General features: G+C 72.3%; 19 protein-coding genes. 3 read left to right on the plus strand and 16 right to left on the minus strand.

The window, feature by feature from the left end:
* Nucleotides 1–8: 8 nt before the first annotated feature.
* The 10 genes from LCN96_RS14575 to LCN96_RS14620 form a co-directional block, all read right to left on the minus strand.
* The gene (locus tag LCN96_RS14575; RefSeq protein WP_225273152.1) at nt 9–884 is read right to left on the minus strand and encodes a carbohydrate ABC transporter permease; all 876 of its coding nucleotides are present in this window, start codon (nt 882–884) and stop codon (nt 9–11) included.
* Complete coding sequence (locus tag LCN96_RS14580; RefSeq protein WP_225273153.1) at nt 881–1,807, minus strand: carbohydrate ABC transporter permease; 927 nt, start codon at nt 1,805–1,807, stop codon at nt 881–883. Before LCN96_RS14580 ends, LCN96_RS14575 begins: the two co-directional genes overlap by 4 nt.
* A 54-nt stretch (nt 1,808–1,861) precedes the next feature.
* Nucleotides 1,862–3,169 carry an ABC transporter substrate-binding protein gene (locus LCN96_RS14585; protein ID WP_225273154.1) on the minus strand — a complete coding sequence of 436 codons (1,308 nt, stop codon included), beginning with the start codon at nt 3,167–3,169 and terminating at the stop codon, nt 1,862–1,864.
* 18 nt (nt 3,170–3,187) lie between these two features.
* Nucleotides 3,188–5,392, minus strand: a complete 2,205-nt coding sequence (locus tag LCN96_RS14590; protein ID WP_225273155.1) for a glycoside hydrolase family 36 protein — start codon at nt 5,390–5,392, stop codon at nt 3,188–3,190.
* A gap of 304 nt (nt 5,393–5,696) precedes the next feature.
* Nucleotides 5,697–6,770, minus strand: coding sequence for a LacI family DNA-binding transcriptional regulator (locus tag LCN96_RS14595; protein WP_311132289.1), 1,074 nt, complete (start codon nt 6,768–6,770; stop codon nt 5,697–5,699).
* 29 nt (nt 6,771–6,799) lie between these two features.
* Nucleotides 6,800–8,317, minus strand: a complete 1,518-nt coding sequence (locus LCN96_RS14600) for an acyl-CoA synthetase (protein WP_225273157.1) — start codon at nt 8,315–8,317, stop codon at nt 6,800–6,802.
* Nucleotides 8,318–8,327: 10 nt separating this feature from the next.
* On the minus strand, nt 8,328–9,632 hold the full coding sequence (locus LCN96_RS14605; RefSeq protein ID WP_225273158.1) for an MFS transporter: 1,305 nt from the start codon (nt 9,630–9,632) through the stop codon (nt 8,328–8,330).
* A 36-nt stretch (nt 9,633–9,668) separates the two neighbouring features.
* The gene (locus LCN96_RS14610) at nt 9,669–10,127 is read right to left on the minus strand and encodes a MaoC family dehydratase (protein ID WP_225273159.1); all 459 of its coding nucleotides are present in this window, start codon (nt 10,125–10,127) and stop codon (nt 9,669–9,671) included.
* Nucleotides 10,124–10,996: an amidohydrolase family protein gene (locus LCN96_RS14615; RefSeq protein ID WP_225273160.1), complete on the minus strand. Its 873-nt coding sequence runs from the start codon at nt 10,994–10,996 to the stop codon at nt 10,124–10,126. The genes LCN96_RS14610 and LCN96_RS14615 overlap by 4 nt, the downstream gene beginning before the upstream one ends.
* Entirely contained in the window at nt 10,993–11,877 is an 885-nt protein-coding gene (locus LCN96_RS14620; RefSeq protein ID WP_318528352.1) for an SDR family oxidoreductase, read from the minus strand. The genes LCN96_RS14615 and LCN96_RS14620 overlap by 4 nt, the downstream gene beginning before the upstream one ends.
* Nucleotides 11,878–11,987: 110 nt before the next feature.
* On the opposite strand from LCN96_RS14620, the gene LCN96_RS14625 reads away from it, so the two are divergent.
* Together LCN96_RS14625 and LCN96_RS56555 are read left to right on the plus strand one after the other, a co-directional pair.
* A complete protein-coding gene (locus tag LCN96_RS14625; protein ID WP_225273162.1) occupies nt 11,988–12,830 on the plus strand; it encodes a PaaX family transcriptional regulator in 843 nt (280 codons plus the stop codon).
* A 317-nt stretch (nt 12,831–13,147) separates the two neighbouring features.
* Nucleotides 13,148–13,537: a bacterial proteasome activator family protein gene (locus LCN96_RS56555; protein ID WP_263657481.1), complete on the plus strand. Its 390-nt coding sequence runs from the start codon at nt 13,148–13,150 to the stop codon at nt 13,535–13,537.
* Nucleotides 13,538–13,552: 15 nt separating this feature from the next.
* On the opposite strand, the gene LCN96_RS14635 is transcribed toward LCN96_RS56555, so the two are convergent.
* Entirely contained in the window at nt 13,553–14,725 is a 1,173-nt protein-coding gene (locus LCN96_RS14635; protein WP_225273164.1) for a serine hydrolase domain-containing protein, read from the minus strand.
* A 192-nt stretch (nt 14,726–14,917) separates the two neighbouring features.
* Between LCN96_RS14635 and LCN96_RS14640 the strand changes: the two genes are divergently transcribed.
* Nucleotides 14,918–15,220 (plus strand): substrate-binding domain-containing protein, encoded by a 303-nt coding sequence (locus LCN96_RS14640; protein WP_225273165.1) that lies wholly within the window; start codon nt 14,918–14,920, stop codon nt 15,218–15,220.
* Here LCN96_RS14640 and LCN96_RS14645 read toward each other — a convergent pair.
* From LCN96_RS14645 to LCN96_RS14665, 5 genes are all read right to left on the minus strand, one after another.
* Nucleotides 15,207–15,788, minus strand: a complete 582-nt coding sequence (locus LCN96_RS14645; RefSeq protein WP_225273166.1) for a GTP-binding protein — start codon at nt 15,786–15,788, stop codon at nt 15,207–15,209. The two genes, LCN96_RS14640 and LCN96_RS14645, sit on opposite strands and share 14 nt — an antisense overlap.
* Nucleotides 15,769–16,119 (minus strand): DUF742 domain-containing protein, encoded by a 351-nt coding sequence (locus LCN96_RS14650; RefSeq protein ID WP_225273167.1) that lies wholly within the window; start codon nt 16,117–16,119, stop codon nt 15,769–15,771. The genes LCN96_RS14645 and LCN96_RS14650 overlap by 20 nt, the downstream gene beginning before the upstream one ends.
* Nucleotides 16,116–16,541, minus strand: a complete 426-nt coding sequence (locus tag LCN96_RS14655) for a roadblock/LC7 domain-containing protein (RefSeq protein ID WP_225273168.1) — start codon at nt 16,539–16,541, stop codon at nt 16,116–16,118. Before LCN96_RS14655 ends, LCN96_RS14650 begins: the two co-directional genes overlap by 4 nt.
* Nucleotides 16,534–19,077 carry a sensor histidine kinase gene (locus LCN96_RS14660; RefSeq protein WP_225273169.1) on the minus strand — a complete coding sequence of 848 codons (2,544 nt, stop codon included), beginning with the start codon at nt 19,075–19,077 and terminating at the stop codon, nt 16,534–16,536. Before LCN96_RS14660 ends, LCN96_RS14655 begins: the two co-directional genes overlap by 8 nt.
* Before the next feature lie 227 nt (nt 19,078–19,304).
* Nucleotides 19,305–20,480, minus strand: a complete 1,176-nt coding sequence (locus LCN96_RS14665; RefSeq protein ID WP_225273170.1) for an acyl-CoA dehydrogenase family protein — start codon at nt 20,478–20,480, stop codon at nt 19,305–19,307.
* Nucleotides 20,481–20,482: the final 2 nt, after the last annotated feature.

The following is a 20,482-nucleotide window of genomic DNA, read 5'->3' on the forward strand; positions in this document are numbered from 1 at the left end:
GGACGCCCCTATTTCACGGCGCCGCCGGTGATGCCGGAGATGATCCTGCGCTGCGCGACCGCGAAGACGGCGAGCAGCGGCAGGCTCATCAGGATGACGTAGGCGAAGATGAGGTGCCAGTTGTTGAGGTAGAGCCCGGCGTTGGCCACCTGGAACAGGTTCAGCGGCAACGTGTCCAGCCGCCCGCCCACGACGAAGAACGCGTAGAAGACGTCGTTCCACACGTACAGGCAGATGAGGATGGTCGCGGTGGCCAGCACCGGCCGCAGCAGCGGCAGGATCACCGAGAAGAACACCCGCACGGGCCCGGCGCCGTCCATGCGGGCGGCCTCCTCCAGCGACAGCGGCACCGTGCGGACGAAGCCGGTGACGAAGAAGATCACGGTGGACAGGTAGATGCCGACGTAGACGCCGATCATGCCGGCCGGGCTGCCCGCCAGCCCGAGCTGGCGTAGGAGGAGCACGATGGTGACCACCGCGGGCGGCAGCACGATCCCGCTGATGGCCAGCGCGTACAGCACCGCGTTCAGCCGCGAGGCGCGGCGGGCCAGGATCCACGAGGCCATCGAGCCGAACGTGAGCACCAGCAGCACCGACGGCAGCACGACGAGCAGGCTGCCCAGGAACGCCAGGGGCACCTCGCCCTGCTGCCAGACCTGCGCCAGGTTCTCCCACAACCGCCACCGCGCGGGCGGCGACAGGTTCGGCGACAGAGCCTCGCCCTGCGACTTGGCGGCCGTGACGACGACCAGCCACAGCGGCACCCCCATGACGGGGACGACCAGCGCGACGACCGCGAACGGCCGCAGCCGCGCGGCCGGCCCCCGCCCCGCCGGGGACGGCGCCCGGCGGCGGGCGGTGGAACCAAAGGCGGGGACGGTCACAGGATCTCCTCCCTCTTGCGCAGCACGCGGATGACGGGGAAGGCCAGCAGCGCGACCATCAGGAACAACACCAGGCTCATGGCCGTGGCCTGGGCGAACAGCCCCTGGCCGAACGTGCGGTAGATGAAGATGTTGAGGATCTCGGTGCTGCGGGCCGGGCCGCCGCCGGTCAGCGCCTGCACGATGTCGAAGCCGTTCATCGAGCCGAGCAGCGCCGTGGCCACGTTGAAGGTGACGGCCGGGGCCAGCAGCGGGAAGCGGATCGACCAGAACGCCTGCCACGGCGTGGCGCCGTCGATGCGGGCGGCCTCGGTCACGTCCTCGGGGATCGTCTTGAGCCCCGCAAGGTAGATCAGCATCGACAGGCCCATCCACTTCCAGGCGTGGATGACCGCGGCCAGCACCAGCGTCCACGTCGTGCTGCCCAGCCAGGCGATCTCCACCTGCTGCCCGGTCAGCGCCGAGAGCAGGTCGTTGAGGCTGCCGTCCGGCTTGAGCAGGGCCTGGAAGACGTAACCGACGGCCAGCGCGGACATCAGCACCGGGATGAGGAACGCCAGGCGGGCGGCCCGGTTGAGCCAGGTGTCCTTTTCCAGCAGCACGGCCAGGCCGAAGCCGAACACGTTCTGGAACAGGGCCACCAGCGCGGCGTAGATCACCGTGATGCGCAGCGCGCTGAAGAGCGTGCCGTCCGACAGCAGGTAGGTGAAGTTGTCGAAGCCCGCGGGACGAATCTCGCTCTTGAAGCTCGACCAGTCGGTGAAGGCGTAGACGAAGTTGAACAGGGTCGGCAGGAAGAAGAAGACGAACAGGATCGCGAACGCGGGCAGGAGGAACCACATGGGGTGCGTCCGGCCGCGCGCGACGGCGGTGGCGGGCGCCCGCGGGGCGGCTCTCACGGGGCGGGTGAGCGTCTGCTGCACGTGGTGACTCCTCGGGGTGTGCGCCGGAAGCCGGCAGGATTCAGAGGCCGGCGCTCAGAAGCCGGTGGCGCCGGCGGCCTTGGCGAGCTGGGCGAACTGCTTCTGCGTCGCGGCCGCCACCTGCTCGGGCGTCAGGCTGCCGGTGATCATGTCGGCCAGGTTCAGGTACAGGTCCGGGTTGGCCACGGCGAGCGCCTGCATCGACCCGACCGCCTGCCCGAGCGAGGCGTGCACGTCCAGCAGCGCCTGCGGCACGCCGTCAGGCGTCGGCACGTCCGTACGCAGCGACACCGTCTTGCGGTCGGCCACGAAACCGGCGTAACCCGGCCCCATCCAGTACGCCAGGAGCTGCCGGGCGGCCTGCTCCCGCTTGGCGTCGCCGGTGCGGAAGGCCACCAGCGCGTTCGACTGGTCGGGAATGAACGTGCCCACGTTCCCCGACGGCGAGATCGGGAAGAAGCCGATCTTCTCGTCCAGCTCGGCCGTGTCGGCCTTGGCCTGGAGCTGGCCGAAGAACGAGTTCACCTGCATCACCATGGCCGCCTTGCCGGACAGCAGCGCCTCGCCCTGGTCCTCGAACGTCGCCGTCTTGATGTCGGCGTTGAACAGGCCCTCGTCGATCAGCGCCCGGTACTTCCTGATCGCGTCCAGGATGGTCCGGTCCTCGAACGTCTCCTTGCCCGTGTTGACCCGCTCCCACAGGCCGTTCCTGGCGGCGTCGGCGAGCTGGACCTGCACCCACCACTGGGTGGCCCACTTGTCGCCGGCCATCTCGAAGAACGGGGTGACGCCCTTGCCCTTGAGCGCGCGGGCGGTCTCGACCAGCTCGTCGAAGCTCTTCGGCGGCTGCTTGACGTGCTGCTTGTTGTAGTAGACGCCCTCGACCGCCGGGCTGGTGACGAGCGCGGCGTAGCGCGTCCTGTCGAGCAGGCCCGTCATGTCGCGCAGCTCGGGCGACATGCTCTCGATCCAGGGGGCGCCGTCGAGCGGCTGGAGGTTGGCGCGGGCGTTGAGCGCGGTGAGCATGGACGCCGTCGGCTGCCAGAAGGCCAGGTCCGGTTTGTCGCCGGTGGCCACCTTGGTCTGCACGCCCTGCTCGTACGGGTCGGGGATGGTGACGACCTCCACCTTGGCCCCGGTGGCCTGGGTGAACGCGTCGGTCACGCCCTTGGGCACGGTGTTGCTGTTCTGGGCGGCCCAGATGGTGAGCGTCACCCCGTCCAGTCGGGCGGTGGGGGAGGGCCACGCGGCCGGCGAGCCGCCGGTGGCGGGGGCCGCGGCGGGCCCGGCCGCGGGGTCGCTGCACGCCGCGACGGCCAGGACGAGGGCCGACGCGGCGGCGACACGCTGTGCGAGCTTCACGGTTCGGCTTCCTTCGGGTCAGAGAGGACGGAGGTGGAGGATGCGGGCAGTGGGTGCGGGGGTGGTGGCGGTGACGGTGAGCTCGGCGGCCCGCGCGTTCCAGGAGCAGGCCCAGCCCTCCGCCGCCGCCGGGTAGGCGAGTTCCACGGTGAGGTCGCGTCCGGCCAGGTGGGGGAGCCGCAGGACGGCGGTCCCCGAGGCTCCGGGGCGGCGCCAGACCGCCAGCCGGGTCACCTGCCCGGTGCGCAGGCCGAGGGCGAGCCACGGGTCGTCCCAGCCGGGCAGGCCGAGCGGCCAGCACGGGGTGGCGCGCAGCAGGTCGGCGCGCAGGCTCCGGTGCAGCCGCACGCCCTCCGCGACCAGGGCGAGCTGCTCGGGCGCCATTCGAGGCAGGTCGCCCGACAGGTAGAGCCGGCCCAGGATGCCCGTGCACATCGTGAAGGCGATCTCCTCGGCCGTCATCCCGGGCTGCGGGTAGGCCCAGTTGGCGGCCTGCTCGGGCAGCATCGACAACGGCGCGGCGACCGCGATCGGCGGGTAGCGCAGGAAGTCCTGCTGGTCGCTGGTGGACTGCAGTTGCAGGCGCGAGAGCATCGCGTAGTCCATGCGCATCGCGCCCGAGCCGCAGTTCTCCAGCACCAGGCGCGGGTGGCGGTCCAGCACGGACTCCAGCCAGGCCAGGTGCGCCCGGTTGTGCGCCAGCAGCCCGGCGCCGACGCTCGGCGCGTCCACGTCGGTGCCTGCGCCGGGGTTGATGTTGTAGTCCAGCTTGAAGTAGCCCACGCCCAGCTCCTCGACCAGCCGGTCCACCACCTGGTCCAGGTGCGCGACGGCCGCCGGGTGGCGCAGGTCGAGGTGATAGCGGCCGTGCTCGGCCAGCCGCACGCCGCCACGCTGCAGGAACGCCGCGTCCGGCAGCTTGTCGGCCATCGGGCTGCGCACACCGATCACCTCCGGCTCCAGCCACAGGCCGGGGGTCATGCCCGCGCTCGTGATGCGGGTCAGGACCTCTTCCAGGCCGTGCGGGAAGCGGGTCTGGGAGGGGTGCCACTCGCCTACGCTGTCCCACCAGTCGCCGCCGTCGTCGTACCAGCCGGCGTCCACGCAGAACACCTGCGCGCCTGCGGCGGCGGCTGCGTCGATCAGGGGGAGGAGTTTCTCGGTGGTGGGGTCGCCCATGAGGGTGTTCATGTAGTCGTTGAAGATGAGCGGTAGGGCGGGGCGGTCGGGGTGGGGGCGCACCAGCGCGCGCCGGTAGGCGGTCAGCGCCGCCGCCGCGCTCTCCATGCCGTCGATGCCGGCCGCGCCTGCGCCGGCCTCCGGGCCTGCGCTTGCCCCCACGCCGCTTGCCCCCGCGCCGTCACCGGTGACCCTCGCGCCGCCCTCGCGGCTCCCGTCCGAGACGGCGATGGCGACCGGCACGGTGGTGAACGACTCGCCGGGAGCGAGCAGCTCGTTCCACTGGTGGTCGAGGTCGGTGGGGCCGGACAGGGCGACGTACGCGCCGTCCAGCCGCTCGCCCGTCTCCCAGCGCCACGGGCCGTTGTGCTCGATCTGCCACAACCACGTGCGCCCGGTGCGCCGGTCGATCAGGCCGCCCATGGGCACGTGCCGGCCGCTCGACCAGGTGCCCTGGCTGGTCAGGGCGAACGTGCCCTTGCCGTGCTGGCCGTGCGCCCCGAGCCCGAGGTCGGGGACGTGGTCGCCGAGCGGGCGCCTGGTCCAGCGGTTCTCAGCGAGCCACTCGCTGTCGGCGTACAGGAGGTCGAGGCCGCTCGCGTGCTCCGCGGGGAAGGCCGCGGCGAACGAGGTGACCGCCAGCAGCGGCACCGGGTGCTCGCCGGTGTTGGTGACCAGGACCCGCACCTGCACCGCCGAAACGCCGTCGGGGGAGCGCATGATCAGCTCGGCGTCCAGGCCCGATGCCTGGTCGCGCAGCCGGATCCGCAGCTCGTGCCAGCCGTTCGCGCTCGACTGCTCGGAGCCCGCGTACCGCAACCTGCAGCCCACCGCCGTCTCCGACAGCCGCTGGGAAGCCCTGGCCCGGCCCTCGCCCGGCACCAGCACCTCCACCAGCGGCTGGGAGGAGGGGGCTGCCGGTGGGGCGGATCTCGTCCCCGCCGACAGCTCGCGCAACGACACCGGGCGGTCCGGGTGGATCTCCACGACGGCGGTGAGGCCGGTGTGCCCCCAGCGCACGGTCTCGACGACGTCAGCAGGCATCAAGGTCTCGCTTTCGCTTCAGCGCTCATGTGACCGGTCACATTCTTGCGCCTCAGTGTGAGCGGTCACACGCCGACGAGGGAAGCCCTCTTTGCGGGATCGTTACACGCGGGTTTCCGTGGAGTGCGAGGTGCGGCCGGAGCAACGGCGGCGGGGGCACGGGCTGTTCAGCGGCGTTGGGGGGGCACACCGTTCAGCGTGGTCGGCCGCCGGACGAGGCGCGCCTGGGCGCTGGAGCGGCGCTGAGGTGAGCGCGGCAGGGGTGCTCAGGCGGCGGTGGGGGCGAGCGCGGCGGGGTGCCGTTTCAGCGGCGGTGGCGTGGGGGCGCGGTGGATTCGCGGAGCACGAGGGACGGCGGGGTGAGCGCGGGCTCGGGCTGCGGGCCGCCCGTCAGCTCGGCCACGGCCGCGTGGAAGCAGGCCCGGCCCAGACCGGCGAAGTCCATCCGCACGGTGGTCAGCGCGGGCGTCCAGTACGCCGACCCCGGGATGTCGTCGAAGCCCACCAGGCTCACGTCACCGGGCACGTCCTTGCCCGCGTCGTACAGCGCCCTGCGCACCCCCTGCGCGATGTCGTCGTTGCCGCACAGGATCGCGGTGACGTCCGGTGCGGAGGCCAGCCGCTGCCCGGCCGCGTACGCGGAGCGGATGTCCCACCCGCACCCGATCAGCTCGGGGATCTCGGCCCCCGCCGCCCGCAGCGCGTCGCGCCACCCCGCCAGGCGGCCACCGGCCACGGCGCCCTCGCGCCCGCCTTCGGAGGGGATGGCGACGTGGTGCACGGTGTGGTGGCCGAGGCCCAGCAGGTGCTGGGTGGCGTCGGCGGCGGCGCGGCGCTCGTCGAGGGCGATGGCGACCCGCCCCCGGTCGGGCGCGGCCGGCTCGGCGGCGGCCACGGCCGGCACGTGCTCGGGCAGCGCCTCCAGGACCGCGACGCCGAGCGGGTCGAACGCGATCACCACCACCCCGCCCGCGCTGGCGTCGCCGACGTAGTCGACGGTCTGCTTGACTTCGGCGGGCTCGGCCGACTCCACGACCCTGATGCCCATGGCCATGCCCTCGGCCCTGGCGGCCTCCTCCAGGCCCTGGAGCGTGGCCGCGTAGCCGTACAGGACGGTGTTGGAGGTGACGGCGGTGATGCCGCGGGCGCGCCCCAGGCTCAGGGCGCGCGCCGTGCGGCTGGGGCGGAAGCCGAGGCTCTCGATCGCCGCCAGCACCGCCGTGCGGGTCTCCGGCCGCACGCGAGGGGACTCGTTCAGCACACGTGAGACGGTCTGGTACGAGACTCCCGCGGCGGCGGCGACATCCCGGATGCTGGGTGCGGTCGCGCCGCGGGCGGCGGGGCGAGGCGCCCGTCGAGGGGTCGGAGTCACGATCACATCGTAGGGCGGCGAGCGGAAGGCGGAGGTCAGCGGGCGGCCCGGGCGCGGAGGTCGGCTTTGCGGATCTTGCCGGAGCCGGTGCGCGGCAACTCCTCCACCACGTCGAAGTAGCGCGGGATCTTGTACTTGGCCAGCCGCCCCAGCAGAAACCCCCGCAACCCCTCACCCGTGACCACGACGTCACCACGCGGGATCACGAAGGCGTGCCCCACCTCCCCCCAAGTGCCATCCGGCACCCCCACCACCGCCGCCTCCGCCACACCCGGATGCTCGGCCAGCACACCCTCCACCTCAGCCGGATACACGTTCTCACCCCCGGAGATGAACATGTCCTTGGCCCGGTCCACGATGAACAGATGCCCCTCCGGGTCCCGGGTCGCGATGTCCCCGGAGCGGAACCAGCCGCCGTCGGCGAAGGCGGCCCGGGTGGCCGAGGGATTGTTCCAGTAGCCGGGGGTGACGTTCGGCCCCTTGATGAGCACCTCGCCGGGCTCACCGGGAGAGGTGTCGGTGAGGTCGGGGCGGACCACGCGCACGTCGGCGAAGAAGACCGGCACGCCGGCGGAGCCGGCCTTGCGCAGGCTCTGGCTCGGCTCCAGGAAGGTGGCGCCCGGGGAGGTCTCGGTGAGCCCGTACCCCTGGCAGAACACCAGCCCGCGCTCCTGGTAGGTGCGGATGAGCGCAGGCGGCACGGGCGCGCCCCCCGCCATCAGGGTGCGTACGGACGACAGGTCGGCGCCCGCCCAGCGGGGCGAGCGGGCCAGCGCGGCGAACATCGTGGTGACGCCGAACATCCAGGTGACGCGGTGCTCGGCGATGAGGTCGTAGCAGCGGTCCACGTCCCACGAGGGCATGATCACCGAGCGGCCGCCCTTGAGGAACGTGGGCAGCAGCGTCTGGTTCAGCGCGGCCACGTGGAAGAGCGGGGCGCTGACCAGCGTCACCTCGTCGCTGCGCAGGTCCACGCCGACGAGCATGTTGTAGCAGTTCCAGACCAGGTTGCCGTGGGTGAGCACGGCGCCCTTGGGGCGTCCGGTGGTGCCCGAGGTGTAGAGGATCAGGGCCGGGTCGTCGAGGGTCACCGGCACGTCGATGGTGCCGTCCGCGCGGCCCTGCGCGAGCCACTCCTCGTACGCGTGCTCGCCGGGCGCGGGATCGGCGAGCGCCACGACGGTGGCGGGGGTGCCGTCGAGCGCGCGTACGGCGGCGGCGCACTCGGGCGCGTAGACCAGCGCGGTCGCGCCCGAGTCGGCCAGCATGTACGCGACCTCGGGCGCGGCCAGGCGGAAGTTGAGCGGCACGAAGACGGCGCCGAGCAGGTGCGCGGCGAACAGGGTCTCGGGAAAGGCGAGGTGGTTGGGCCCCAGGTAGGCGACCCGGTCCCCGGCCGCCACCCCGGCCCGCCGCAGCCGGTCGGCGAGCCGGGTGGTGCGCTCGTGCACGCCGGCGTAGGTGAGGCTGCGCCCGCCGAAGACGAACGCCGGGTGGTCCGGGGTCATGAGGGCGCGGCGGGCGGGCCAGCCGCCCAGTCCGGCGTTGCGCATGAGGGTGCTCCTAGCGGGTGACGCTGAGATCGGCGGCGGAGCCCAGATCGGTACGGCTCGTCTCGCGCAGCGCCGCCGTGCACACCACGGTCAGCAGGCAGAACCCGGCGATGACGGCGGAGATCAGCCCGGTGCCGCCGCCTCCGGTGGAGGCCTGGATCTGGGCGAACAGCAGCGGGGCCAGACCCGCGCCGAGCCCGGCGATCTGGTAGCCGAGCGAGGCGCCGGTGTAGCGGCTGCGGGTGGCGAACAGCTCGGCGTACAGCGCGGCGAGCGGCCCGTACATCATGGGATGGATGATCGACTGCCCGAGCACGAGCGCGAGCGTGAGCAGTCCGACGCTGCCGGAGTCGGCCAGCGGGAAGATCACGAACGCGTACGCGGCGGCGGCCACCGCGCCGGCCAGCACGATCGGGCGGCGGCCCACCCGGTCCGACAGCGCGGACCAGCCGATGATGCCGACGACGGCCAGCCCCGACGTCAGCGTGAGCCCGTTGAGCACCTGCTGCCGCGCGAACCCGGCCTGCACCCCGTACGAGACGAGGAACGTGGTCAGCGTGCCCTGCAGCACGAACGGCGACAGCCCGACCCCGATGCCGAGCAGCAGCGCCTTGGGGTGGTTGCGCAGCACGTCCAGCAGCGGCGCCGAGCGCGGCCCGGGGCTCGACGACGCGGCGGAGGCGAAGACGGGCGTCTCCTCCACCCGGGACCGCACGAACAGGCCGATCCCCAGCAGCACGATGCTCAGCAGGAACGGGATGCGCCAGCCCCAGCTCAGGAACGCCTGCTCGTCCATGAGCGCGGCACTGCCGTTCAGCGCCGCCGTGGACAGCAGCATGCCGAACGGCGCCCCGGCGTTGGTGAAGCTGGCCCACAGGCCGCGTCGGCCCGACGCGTGCTCGGCCGACATGAGCACCGCGCCGCCCCACTCGCCGCCGACCGCGATGCCCTGCACCACGCGCAGCAGCACGAGCGCGATCGGGGCCAGGACGCCGAGCTGTTCGTACGTCGGCAGCACGCCGATCAGGGTGCTGGCCACGCCCATGAGCGTCATGGTCAGCACCAGCATGCGCTTGCGGCCGAGCCGGTCGCCGAAGTGTCCGAAGATGACGCCGCCGAGAGGCCGCGCCAGGTAGCCGGTCGCGAACGTGCCCAGGCTGGCGACCGTGGCGGCCAGCGGGCTCAGGTTGGAGAAGAAGACCTTGCCGAACACCAGGGCGGAGGCGGTGGCGTACAGGAGGAAGTCGTAGTACTCGATGACGCTGCCGAGGAAGCTGGAGGCCACGGCGCGGCGCAGCTGGGTGGGGTTGGACATGCGTGATCCCGTTCGTGGGGGTGGGGGGAAGGGGAGTCAGGCGTAGTGGCGGTAGATGGCGCGGGCGACGCAGGCGGGCTTGGGCTCGCCCTCGATCTCGACGGTGAAGTCCATGTGCGTCTGGACGCCGCCGCCGGGCACGTCCTCGACCTCGGCGACCCGGCCGGCCAGCCGGATCCTGGCGCCGACCTTGACCGGGGCGGGGAAGCGCACCTTGTCCAGGCCGTAGTTGATGCCCATCTTGACGCCCCGGATCTCCAGCAGCTCGTTGAAGAGCGGGATGACCAGGGCGAGCGTGAGGTAGCCGTGCGCGATCGGGCCGCCGAACGGGCCCTCCTTGGCGCGGACGGCGTCCACGTGGATCCACTGGTGGTCGTCGGTGGCGTCGGCGAAGGTGTTCACCCGGTCCTGGCCGATCTCCAGCCAGCCGGTGTGGCCGAGGTCCCGGCCGGCCAGGGCTTTGATCTCGGTCAGGCCGTTCGCGGTGATGGTCATTGCGCACTCTCCTTGAGTCCGAGCAGGCGGGCGGCGTTGTCCTTGAGGATCTTGGGGCGGACCTCGGGCTTGATGTCGAGGGCGGCGAAGTCCTTGAGCCAGCGGTCCGGGGTGATCACCGGGTAGTCGGAGCCGAACAGCACCTTGTCCTTGAGCAGGGTGTTGGCGTAGCGGACGAGCTGGGGCGGGAAGTACTTCGGCGACCAGCCGGACAGGTCGATGTAGACGGACGGCTTGTGGGTGGCGACGGCCAGGGCCTCGTCCTGCCAGGGGAACGACGGGTGCGCCAGGATGATCTTCAGGTGCGGGAAGTCCACGGCGACGTCGTCGATGAGCATCGGGTTGGAGTGCCGCAGCCGCACCCCGGCCCCGCCCGGCACGCCCGCGCCGATGCCGGTCTGCCCGGTGTGGAACAGCGCGATCGCGCCCAGCTCCTCGATCACCTCGTACAGCGGATGGGCGAGCCGGTCGTTGGGGTCGAAGCCCTGGATGCTGGGGTGGAACTTGAAGCCCTTGACGCCGTGCTCGGTGACCAGGCGGCGCGCCTCGCGAGCGCCCGCGCGGCCCTTGTGCGGGTCGACGCTGGCGAACGGGATCAGCACGTCGGTGTGCTTGGCGCAGTCCTCGGCGATCTCCTCGTTGGGAATGCGCGGATGGCCGGTGGCGTGCTCGGCGTCCACGGTGAACACCACCGCCGCCATCCTCCGCTCGCGGTAGTAGGCGGCGAGCTGGTCGATCGTGGGCTGCTCGTGCGAGCCGAAGTAGTCGGCGGAGGCGCCGAACAGCTCGGGGCTCAGCGACGTGTGCCCGCTCCTGGAGACCTCGGCGTGCGTGTGCACGTCGATGGCGGTGAGCTCGTCGAGGTTCACGGCGCCGGCACCTTGGGCGCGGGGATGCCGTACGTCTCCGGCTCGAACTCGTCCCAGGCCGCCGCGATGGCGTCGGCGCTCCAGCCGCCCTCGGCGTAGGCCACGGTCTTCTCGGCAGGGTGCGACCAGAGGGCCAGCTTGTCGCCGCCGATCCCGATCGCCTGCCCGGTCACCTCCCTGGACGCGTCGGAGGCGAGGTAGACGATCAGCCCTGCCACGTCCTCGACGGTGCCTAGGCCCTCGTCCCTGCGCAGCCAGCCGGGCAGCGGCGCGCCGGTGCGCTCGGCCTCCTCCAGGATGGGCGCGAACGCGGGGATGGTCCTGGTCATCTCGGTGGCTGCGACCGGCACCACCGCGTTCACCGTGACGTTCGCCCTGGCCAGCTCCATCGCCCAGGTGCGGGCCATGGCCACGATGCCGGCCTTGGCGGCGGCGTAGTTGGTCTGGCCGAAGTTGCCGCGCTGCCCCGCGGGGGAGGAGATGAGGATCAGCCGCCCGCCGTCGCCCTGCTCGCGCAGCCGGGTGGCCGCCGCCCTGGCGCAGCTGAACGTGCCGCGCAGGTGCACGTCGACGACCGTGTCGAAGTCCTCGTCCGACATCTTCCACAACACCCGGTCGCGCAGGACGCCGGCGTTGGTCACCAGCACGTCGAGCCGGCCGAACTCCTCGACGGCCGTGCTCACCAGCCGCTCGGCCACCTCCGTGCCGCCGACCGCTCCCGGCGCGGCCACGGCCCTGCCGCCCGCCTCCGCGATCGCCGCGGCCGCCTCTGCCGCCGTGGTGGCGTCCACGTCGTTGACCACCACGGCCGCGCCGGCTGCGGCCAGCGCCTCGGCGTACGCGCGGCCGAGACCGCGACCGGCACCGGTGACCACAGCCACTTTTCCTGACAAATCCATACACGTCACCTCGTGTCGCATCAGACGTTGGGCAAACTTGCGACTTGCGTCAAAGTTTTGCCCAATATCTCGAATCCGTCTACCCTCGGCTTGTGACTTTCCGCGAGGGAGACGACCTGCCTCACGCCCCGTCCACGCGCCCCCAGTCGCTGATGTTCAGCTTCCTCGGCGTCTACGTGCTGGGCCGCGACGTCGCCGTGTACTCGGGCAGCGTCATCGACGTCTTCGCCCGCCTCGGCGTGACCGAGGAGGCGGTGCGCTCCACGCTCACGCGTATGGTCAAGCGGGGGCTGCTGGCGCGGCACCGTTCGGGGCGCAGGACGTACTTCGGGCTCACCGCGCACGCCACGGCCGTCCTGGACGACGGGCGGCGGCGCATGTGGGAGACCGGCGCCGTCAATCGCGACTGGGACGGGGCCTGGACCCTGGTCGGTTTCTCCCTGCCCGACGACCGCCGCGCCACCCGCCACGACCTGCGCTCCCAGCTCAGCTGGGCGGGGTTCGGGCTGCTGCAGAGCGGGATGTGGATCGCTCCCGGCGTCAAGGACGTGCGGGCCATCGTGGCCGAGCTGGGGCTGCGCGAGCACGTCACCGTGCTGACCGCCCGCGCCGCCGGCCCGACCGAGTCGGCCGACCTCGTGCGCAAGGCGTTCGACACCGGGCAGATCGCCGCCCGCTACCACGCCTTCCTCGACCGCTGGGACGTCCCTGACCCGCAGGCCGCGCTGCCCGACGACCTGGCGCGCCAGCTTCTGCTGCACACCGACTGGCTGCAGCTCGTCCGCCAGGACCCGCACCTGCCCGCCGAGCACCTGCCGCCCGACTGGCCCGCCATCCGGGCCGAACAGGTCACCCGCACGCTCGCCGGGGCGTACGAGCAGCCGGCGCGGGAGCTGGCCGCCAAGGTCCTGGACGAGCTGCCGGTGCGGGCCTGATCGGCTCGGGCAGGGCGTGAGCAGGGCGAACGTGGGCAGGGGGCGGTCATGACCGCGCTTTCGAGCGATCCGCGACCGCACAGGACGCCGACATGACACCAGCACCCGGTCCGAACCAGCCGGACGCCCCTCGGGGCCAGGCCGTACCTCCGATTCCGGGCAGGCCCCCCGTGCCGGGCGGCCCGCCGCCGCCTCGCCCGCCGGACGGGCCGCCCGGTGACGGCGTCCCGGCCGCTGGGTCGGCCGGTCGGTCGGCTGCCGGGTCGGCCGCTGGGTCGGCCGCTGGGTCGGCCGCTGGGTCGGACGCTGGGTCGGACGTGGAGGCCGAGATCGGGCGCGTCAAGGAGCCCGCGCGGCTGCTGCGTGTGAGCACCATGGCGCGGTCGCTGCTCGACGAGGCTCGCGGGCTGACGCTGGACGAGCACGCCCGCGACCAGTTGCAGCACATCCACACGCGGGTCGTCGAGGAGATCGGGGACTCCGTGGCGCCCGAGCTCAGGGAGGAGCTGGAGCGGTTGCTCCCCACCTCCTCCGACCTGCCGACCCAGGCCGAGATCCGGATCGCGCAGAGCCAGCTCGTGGGGTGGCTGGAGGGTGTCTTCCAGGGCATCCGGATCGGCCTCACCCTGCAGCAGGCCGCCCCGCCCGAGCTGCCCCGGCCCCCGGGTCCCCGGCCGCCCTCCGGCGGTGCCGGTCCTTACCTCTGACAGGCTGACAGGCTGTCAGGCGCAGGCGGAGCGGTGGGTGGCTTCGATCAGGTTCCTGACCCGGTCGTCGCCGCCCTCGATCAGCTCCGTCATCCGGTTGGGCACGTAGGCGAACCCCAGCTCGTGATCCGGATCGGCATAGGCGAACACCCCCGTGACCCCCGGATGCCCGAAGGCCGTGGGAGAGCAGTCACCCGGCCACATGGGCCCGCCCGGCAGCATGAACCCCCGGCCGTACGACGTGTGGCAGCGCAGCACCAGGTCCATCCCGCACGCCTCCACGGTCCGCGCCCGGTCGGCCGTCTCGGGGCGTAGCAGGCGGATGCCGTCCACCTCGCCGACGAGCGCCGCGTACATGCGGGCCAGCCCCGCCGCGTTGCCCGCCCCGCCGCAGGACGGGATCTCGGCCTGCGGCACGCTGGCGGCGGCCAGGGGGTTGCCCGCGAGGGCCACGCTGCCGAAGGTCGAGCGGTGGAAGAGGGACGCGGGGTCGCAGATGGCCCGGTTGAGGCCGGCCAGCGCGGGGTTGGCGCGGCCCTGGAGGAGCTGCTCGGCGGTGGGCGGCACGAGGTCCGCCAGCCGCCTGTCACGGGCGTCGGGCAGGCCGATGTGCAGGTCCAGGCCCAGCGGGCCGGCGATCTCGGCGGCGAAGTAGCGCTGCACCGACACCCCGGTGACGCGCCGGATGACCTCGCCGACCAGCCAGCCCATGGTCAGGCAGTGGTAGCCGTGCGCCCGTCCCGGCTCCCACGCGGGCACGGCGGCGGCCAGGGCGTCGCTCACCGCCGTGACCCCCTCGATGTCCAGCAGCGTCAGCGGCGGATCGACGGTCACCACCCCGGACCGGTGCCCCAGCACCCACCGCAGCGGGATGTCGCCCTTGCCGCCCGCCGCGAACTCCGGCCAGTACTCCGCGATCGGCGCGTCGAGGTCGAGCAGGCCGCGATCGACGAGCAACATCGCGGCGGCGGCCACCAGCCCCTTGGTGGCCGAGGCGAGGAGGGTGATCGTGTCCTGCTGCCACGCGGCGTCCAGGGCCGCCTGCCCGCCCCACAGGTCGACCACGGCCCGGCCACGCTGGTAGACGGTCACCGAGGCGCCCAGCTCCCGGCCTTCGTCGAAGTTGCGCGAGAACGCCTCGCGCACCGCGCTGAACCTGGGCTCGCACACCCCGTGGATCTCGCTCAAGACCCCCTCCTCACGACCCTCACAGGCTGCAGGCGTGGGGGGTCGCCGAAGGGGGTCGGTGGCTCGGGGCCGCCGACTCCCGACTACCCGGGGCGCCCGGCGGCAAACCGGCTCACGGCCGACCTGCACGGGCAGCGCTGGATCGCCGGTCCAGGCTCCGCCGCGGCCGGGGGAGCGGGCGACAGCACGGGGATGGGCGCCTGGCCCGGCCTGGAGGAGCGGCCCGAGATCGCGCGCTCCGCCCGCGACTGGCTGGCCAAGCTGGCTCTCGTGGCCGCCGGGTGCGGGCCGACCACCGTGCCGGCCGTGCTGGAGGCCGTGCTGGAGGCCGTGGTGCCGCCGGGCGTGCGGGTCCTGCCGGTGCGCGGCGGGCCTCAGGAGCGGCGCCGCCTCCTGCTGGCCAGGATGCCGGGGCCGATGCCCGAGGCCGCCGCCTGCCTGGCGCGGGTGCTCCGCGAGGCCGCGCTGGCTCCCGGTACGGTCACGCCCCCTTGACCGCGTACGTGACGAGCGTCGTGAGCACCTCCTTGACCGACGAGCGCCGCCGCACGTCGCACAGCACGATCGGGATGTGCTCGCTCAGCCCGAGCGCCCGCCGCACCTTGCCCGGCTCGTAGCGGCGGGCGCCGTCGAAGCAGTTCACCGCCACCACGAACGGGATCCCGCGCTGCTCGAAGTAGTCCACCGCCGGGAAGCAGTCCTGCAGCCGGCGGGTGTCGGCGAGCACGACGGCCCCGAGCGCGCCCAGGGCCAGCTCGTCCCACATGAACCAGAAGCGGTCCTGCCCCGGCGTCCCGAACAGGTACAGCCACAGCCCGTCGCGGATGGTGATGCGGCCGAAGTCCAGCGCCACGGTCGTGGTGGTCTTGGACTCCACGCCCGAGATGTCGTCCACCCCGATGCCGCGGTCGCTCAGCAACTCCTCGGTGTGCAGCGGCCGGATCTCGCTGATGGTGCCGACCATGGTGGTCTTGCCGACCCCGAAGCCGCCCGCGATGAGGATCTTGATGGCCAGGGCGGAGGGAGCTCTGGTCGTACCAGGCTCAGAGACTGCGTAGCCCATCCAGCACTTCCCTGTAGATGCGTTCGTCGATGGTCTGCGCGACAGGGCGCGGGCGCTCGATGCTGATCAGGCCGTCCCGCCGCAGATCGCCGAGGATCACGCGGGTGATGTTGATGGGCAGCCTGAGATGCGCCGCGACGTCGGCCACCGGAGTGGGCCTGCGGCACAGCGACAGCACCGCGCGATGCTCGGGGAACAGGTCCGCGGGCTGGGGGAAGTCGCCGGCCGTCATGACGATGGCCACGAGGTCGAACGACTCGCCCTGCGGACGCGCCCGGCCCCCGGTCAGCCCGTAGAGCCGGATCAGCGGCCCGGGATCCTCCCCTGTCATGGTCTCGCGCCGTTCCAGGCAGGTGCCGGTGCCGCTCCCCTCGGATTCGCGGACAGGTGCTCGCCGACCCGCTTGACCATCAGCGCCATCTCGTAGGTGACCATGCCCAGCTCGGCGTCGGCCGTGGCCAGGACCGCCAGCCGAGCCCCCTGCCCCGCGGCGGTGACGAAGAGGAAGCCCTCCTCCAACTCGATGATCGTCTGCCGGACGCCACCCATCCCGAAGTGCCGCCCCGCCCCCAGGGCGAGGCTGTGGCTGCCGGCGGAGATGGCGGACAGGTGCTCGGCGTCCTCCCTGGTCAGGCCGTGGGAGCTGCCCATGGACAGCCCGTCGGCGGACAGCACGATGGCGTGCCGGATGCCGGGCACACGCTGGATGAGGTCGTCGAGCAGCCAGCTCAGTTCGCTTCTGGGGTCAGGCATCGGGTTGGTCGTCCTTTCGATTCCACATGTCGGGCTCCTGCTTCGCCTGCTGGCGACCTTCCTGCCAGCCGCGTTGCATGGACGACATGAGCTGTGCGAGCTCTTCGGGCGAGCGCCCGCCGGCCCCGCGCCGCTCCGGCCGCGCGTCCACGCGCAGCTGGGGGGCGAGGCTGGCCTGCGGGATCCGCATGGGCAGCCCGTCGAGATCCTCGTCCGCCTCCTGGGGCGGCACGGTGACGCTCCAGCCGGTGGGCGGGCCGGAGGTCGTGGCAGGACCGTTCCCGAACCTGATCACCGGATCAGGGTCCGGCAGGTCGCTGCCCGGCGGGAACGCCGTCCCGGACACCGGCGCGGGGCCGTCGTCCTGCACGGGCTCCCGCATGGGCAGCGACGGCGGGAACTCCGGCACGGACGGTGGGAAGTCCGGCACCGGTCCTGAAGGCGGGAAGTCCTGCGGGAAGCCGGGATCGGTCCTGTTCTGGGCGGGGTCGGGTTCGAACCAGGTGCCGCGTACGGGCCGGGTCGCGCGCCCGTTCACGGCACCGGTCACGGAGCCGGTCACGGAGCCCGCCACAGAGCCGGTCACGGAGCCGGTCATGGAGCCGGTCACGGTCCCGGAGCCGGCGGCGGTCCCGGCGGTGAGGGCCAGCGGCTCCGCGTCGGCGAGCAGGGTGGCGGGCAGCAGCACGATCGCGGTGGTCCCGTCGTACGGCGACCGCCGCAGCACGATCTTGATCCCGTGCCGCGCCGCGAGCCGCGCCACCACGAACAGCCCGAGCCGGTCACTGTCGGCCAGGTCGAACTCGGGCACGTCGGCCAGCCGGGCGTTGAGCTCGTTCAGGGTGGCGTCGTTCAGTCCCAGACCGCGGTCCTCGACCTCCAGCGCCATCCCGTTGGCCGCCGTCACGCCGCGCACCTGCACGGTCGTGTTGGGCGGGGAGAACACGGCGGCGTTCTCCACCAGCTCGGCGACCAGGTGGATCACGTCGGTGACGGCGGCGCCGACCAGCAGCGGCGAGCTCGGCATCGGCGCGACCGTCACGCGGGTGTAGTCCTCGACCTCCAGCACCGCCGCGCGCACCACGTCGAACAGCGGCACCGGGTCGCGCCAGCGGCGCGCGGGGGAGGAGCCGGACAGGATGATCAGGTTCTCGGCGTGCCGCCGCATGCGGGTGGTCAGGTGGTCGAGCTTGAACAGGTCCTCCAGGACCTCCGGCTCGTCGGCCCGCCGCTCCATGGTGTCCAGCAGCGCGAGCTGGCGGTGCAGCAGGGCCTGGTTGCGCCGGGCCAGGTTGAGGAAGACCTGGGCGACGCCCTTGCGCAGCGTCGCCTGGCCGACGGCGGCCTCGACCGCCGTGCGGCGTACGGCGGAGAAGGCGTGCACGACGCGGTCCACCTCGGCGGTCTCGGCCCGGTCGAGGCCGGGGGCCTCGGTGGCCGGGTCCACGTCGTCGCCGCGGCGCAGCCGTTCCACCAGCCGGGGCAGCCGCTCCTCGGCCAGCTCCACCGCCGAGCCCTGCAGCCGCCGCAGCTCGGCGATCAGCGACTGGCCGAACCGGTACGACAGCCACAGGGACAGGATCACCAGGGTCAGGCCGAGCAGCAGCACGGCCCCGATCCGCCAGTAGGCGCCGTTCTTCTGCGCCTCGCCCGAGACCGCCGCGCGGACCAGCTCGGTCTGCGTGTCGCGGTTGATCTGGGTCAGCACGGTCTCGGCGTCGCCGCGCCACGTGGTGGCGGACACGGGCGGCGGCCCGCCGGTGTCGTAGGAGAACAGCTCGTCCTCGACCGCCACCACCCGCTTGTAGGCGTCGCTGCTCACCAGCCGGTCGTAGGCCGCGCGCAGCTCGGGGCTGGCGTCCCGCTCGGCGTTGGCCAGCGCGAGCCGCCGGGCGGTCATGGCGGCGACGAACGCCGCGCGGTCGGTCGGGGTCATGTTGCGCTGCACGATCGTGGTGGTGAGCACGGCGTGCTCCCGCCACAGGTACTCGGCCGAGGTGCTGTAGGCCGTCATACCGCGTACGGACTGGTAGGCCGAGGCGTCGCTCATCGCGTCACGGTCGGTGAACTGCTGGTTGGCCACCGCGATGAGGTTGTTGTACGCCTCGACGATCGTCAGCGCGGGCGCCAGCACGCCGCCGTCGGCGGAGGCGCGCAGCGACTGCAGCCCGTCGAGGGCCTGCACCATCGCCTGCACCTGGGCCGGGGTCTCGCCGACCGCGTCCACGTCGAGGGTCGAGATGATCTCGCGCAGCCGCTTGACCTGGTTGTCGGTGACGAGCCGCTGCTCGGTCAGCGGTTTGTAGGTCGCGGTGCCGTCCGGCGCCTGCGCCGAGAGCTGCCGCTCCTTCTGTAACTCCACGATGAGCTGGAGCACCGGGGCGCCGATGGACTCCCACCGGTTCTGGATCTGCGAGACGGTGGTGATCTCATCCACGCTGGAGTAGGCGATGAAGCCCCAGAGGGTCACCATGGAGACCAGCGGAAGCAGGAGGATCCTGAGCAGCTTGGTGCGAAGAGGCGGGGGCGAGCTCATCCGTCAATGTCCAATTCCGCGCGTGGTGTTGCGCCCGGGCAGTCGTGACCTTGCTACCGCCCCCCGAGGTTGCCCGCCACGACTGGGTGCGCCTGTGGTCCGTCCACTATGCCGATGGGGCAGATGGACTTCAAGGTACGGATGCGAAGAAACCTCCCGAAAGTAATGTTGACTCTTTGTCAGCACACGGTTCGTGACCGTGATCACCCCGAGTTCACTATAGGTAGTCAGACAAAGGCGCTCATTCCGGTCACCGCGCGGCCGACGATCAACGTGTTGATCTCCCGGGTGCCCTCATAGGAGTAGATCGCCTCGGCGTCGGCGACGAACCTGGCGATGTCGTACTCCAGGATGATCCCGTTCCCCGCGAGCAGCTCGCGGGCCCAGCCGACGACCTCCCGCATCCGGCTCGTGCAGTACGCCTTGGCCAGCGCCGAGTGCTCGTCCCGGAAGACGTCGTCGTCCTGAAGCTGCGCCAGCCGCACCACCATGCCCAGGCAGGCGGTGGCGTTGCCGAGCATCCTGACCAGCAGGTCCTGCACGAGCTGGAACTCGGCGATGGGCCGGCCGAACTGCTCGCGCTCCTTGGCGTAGCGCAGCGCGATCTCGTACGCGGCGAGCATGATGCCGACCGCCTGCCAGGCCACGCCGCTGCGGGTCCTGCGCAGGATCCTGGCGGTGTCGCGGAAGGAGTCGGCGTTCCGCAGCCGGTTGTCCTCGGGGACCCGGCAGCCGGACAGCGTGATGTCGGCGTTCTGCACGGTGCGCAGCGCCATCTTGTTCTCGATCCGCGTCGCGGTGAAGCCGGGCGTGCCCTTCTCCACCACGAACCCCTTGACGTGCCCGTCCGCCACGTCCCTGGCCCAGACGACGACCAGGTCGGCGAACGTGCCGTTGCCGATCCAGCGCTTGGCTCCGTCCAGCACCCACGTGTCGCCCTCGCGTCTGGCCGTGGTCCGCATCCCGCCCGACACGTCCGAGCCGCCGGTCGGCTCGGTGAGCGCGAACGCCCCGATCTGCTCCATCCTGCTCATCCCGGGCAGCCACCGCTGCCGCTGCTCCACCGAGCCGCAGGCGGCGATGCTGCCCATGGCCAGGCCGGTGTGCACGCCGAAGAACGTCGCCATCGACGGGTCCGCGCGGGCCATCTCCAGCGCCAGGAAGCCGCTCAGCAGCCCGCTCGGCTTCGGCCCCGGGCACTCCGGGTAGGCCAGGCCCGCGATGCCCAGCTCGGCGTACTCCTTCACCAGATCGACGGGGAACTCCGCGCGCACCCAGCACTCGTTGGCGATGGGCACCACCTTCCGCGCGAGGAACTCCCGCACGCGCAGCAACGTCGCGCGCTCCTCCTCGGCGAGCAGGCTCTCGAACGCGTACAGATCTCCGGTCAGCAGCTCAGACATGG

The sequence above is a fragment of the Nonomuraea gerenzanensis genome (assembly GCF_020215645.1).
Classification (GTDB): domain Bacteria; phylum Actinomycetota; class Actinomycetes; order Streptosporangiales; family Streptosporangiaceae; genus Nonomuraea; species Nonomuraea gerenzanensis.